Annotated in this window: 2 protein-coding genes and 1 pseudogene; 2 read left to right on the top strand and 1 reads right to left on the bottom strand. The window is 67.0% G+C overall.

Annotation, left to right across the window (positions count from 1 at the left end):
- The first annotated feature begins 85 nt into the window (after positions 1-85).
- Complete coding sequence (locus JHC79_RS23580) at positions 86-568, top strand: cupin domain-containing protein (RefSeq protein ID WP_296395498.1); 483 nt, start codon at positions 86-88, stop codon at positions 566-568.
- A gap of 99 nt (positions 569-667) precedes the next feature.
- On the top strand, positions 668-1,933 hold the full coding sequence (gene tgt, locus JHC79_RS23575; RefSeq protein ID WP_296395496.1) for a tRNA guanosine(34) transglycosylase Tgt: 1,266 nt from the start codon (positions 668-670) through the stop codon (positions 1,931-1,933).
- Between the two features lie 40 nt (positions 1,934-1,973).
- Here tgt and JHC79_RS23570 read toward each other — a convergent pair.
- A pseudogene (locus tag JHC79_RS23570) lies at positions 1,974-2,073 on the bottom strand (RDD family protein); the annotation flags it as partial.

Below are 2,073 nucleotides of genomic sequence, written 5' to 3'. Positions count from 1 at the left end.
ATTGACGAAGCGACGACGGTTGCGAGCGATATTTCATCGCCGCAATCGTCGTCGCTGTCGTTGTGCGGCGGGTTAATCTGCGCCGATGACCCCCGTGCGATTGTTCCGAAAGCTCACCCGTCTGGCGATCGTCTCGACGGGCTGCGCGCTCGTCGCCGTCGCGCTTCCGACCGGAACGGCGGGCGCCACACCGAGTTCCGGGATCAGCGCGGTGAACCTCGCCCAGGCCGACATCCCCGCCGGCCTGCTGCCGTTCATCACCGGACCAGGGCAGGCGACGGTCCGTGAGATCACCATCGCGCCGGGCGGCACCACGGGATGGCACTTCCACGACGGCCGCCTGGTGGGGATCGTCAAGCAGGGAACGCTGACCCACCCGGGTGCGGACTGCAAACCCGTCATCTACCGCCAGGGCCAGCTGATCGTCGAGCCCGAAGGTGAGAAGAACACCCACGTCGGACGCAACCTCACGAAGACCCCGGTGATCCTCGACGTGCTCTACCTCCTGCCGAAGGGCAAGCCGTTCTTCGAGGATGCACCTGCGCCTGCCTGCGACGCCCCGCGGTGACGCGCGCCGCCCGTTCGAACGCGCGCCCCGGTCGGTGCGCGTCGGAACGGTGGGCGCGCGTCGGTCTGGCCATCGCCGACGTCTGAGATGATCACGGGCGTGACCACGCCCGACGACACCGACCACGCCCCCGACCGCAGTTTCGAGCTCGGCACCCCGTTGGAGGGCACTCTCGGCCGGACGGGTGTGATCCACACGCCGCACGGGGACATCGCCACCCCGGCCTTCATCCCGGTCGGGACCAAGGCGACGGTGAAGACCGTGCTACCCGAGGCGGTTGCGGACCTCGGGGCGCAGGCGGTGCTGGCCAACGCCTATCACCTGTACCTGCAGCCGGGCCCGGCGATCATCGACGCCGCCGGTGGACTGGGCCGGTTCATGAACTGGCCGGGTCCGACCTACACCGACAGCGGCGGCTTTCAGGTGATGTCACTGGGCGTCGGGTTCAAGAAGGTCATCTCGATGGAGGTCCGCGACGCCGAGAACGACGACGTCATCGCGCCGGGCAAGGAGCGGCTCGCGCGGGTCGACGACGACGGCGTGACGTTCAAGTCGCACCTCGACGGCACCACGCACCGGTTCACCCCGGAGGTGTCGATGCAGATCCAGCACCAACTCGGCGCCGACATCATCTTCGCGTTCGACGAACTGACGACGCTGATGAACACCCGTCCCTATCAGGTCAATTCGCTGGAGCGGACCCGATTGTGGGCGATCCGGTGCCTCGCCGAACACAACCGGCTGACCGCCGAGCGCAGCCACCGTCCGGTGCAATCGCTGTGGGGTGTGATCCAGGGTGCGCAGTACGAGGATCTGCGGCGGCTCGCGGCGCGGGACCTGATGGAGGCGAGTCGCCGGGATCAGGACGCTGGCGGTCGCGGCTTCGGCGGCTACGGGATCGGCGGCGCACTCGAGAAGGAGAACCTCGGGCGCATCGTCGGCTGGGTCAACTCCGAACTGCCCACCGAGACCGCGAAACATCTGTTGGGAATCAGCGAGCCGGACGACATCTTCACCGCGATCGAGAGCGGCATCGACACGTTCGACTGTGTCTCGCCGTCACGGGTGGCGCGCAACGGTGCGATCTACTCGTTCGACGGTCGCTACAACGTCACCAATGCGCGGTTCCGCAGCGACTTCGGGTCGCTCGATCCGGAGCTGGACAACTACGCCACGCAGTACAGCCGCGCCTACATCCACCACCTGTTCAAGGCAAAGGAAGGGCTCGCGTCGACGTTGTGCACGATCCACAACGAACACTTCATCGTCACCCTGGTCGACCGTGCGCGACAGGCGATCGAGGACGGCAACTACGCCGAGTACCGGGACGGGTTCCTCGCGCGCTACTACGCGGGCAGCACGTAGGCCGCCCGCGTAGTTGCGGTGCTGCGATTCCTCGGGACGATCAGACGCGGACGACGCGCGTGCCGCCGGCGAACTTGTCGTGCAATCCCTGCTTGTTGGGGTCGTTGTTGATGGTCACGCCGATGGCGATGACCAGTGCC

Origin of the sequence: Williamsia sp. (assembly GCF_016462415.1) — a bacterium.
GTDB lineage: Bacteria > Actinomycetota > Actinomycetes > Mycobacteriales > Mycobacteriaceae > Williamsia_A.
This window is presented reverse-complemented; position numbering and strand designations above follow the sequence as displayed.

Coding starts and splice junctions, on each gene's coding strand:
- JHC79_RS23580 (WP_296395498.1), top strand. CDS start 86: ATGACCCCCGTGCGATTGTTCCGAAAGCTCACCCGTCTGGCGATCGTC.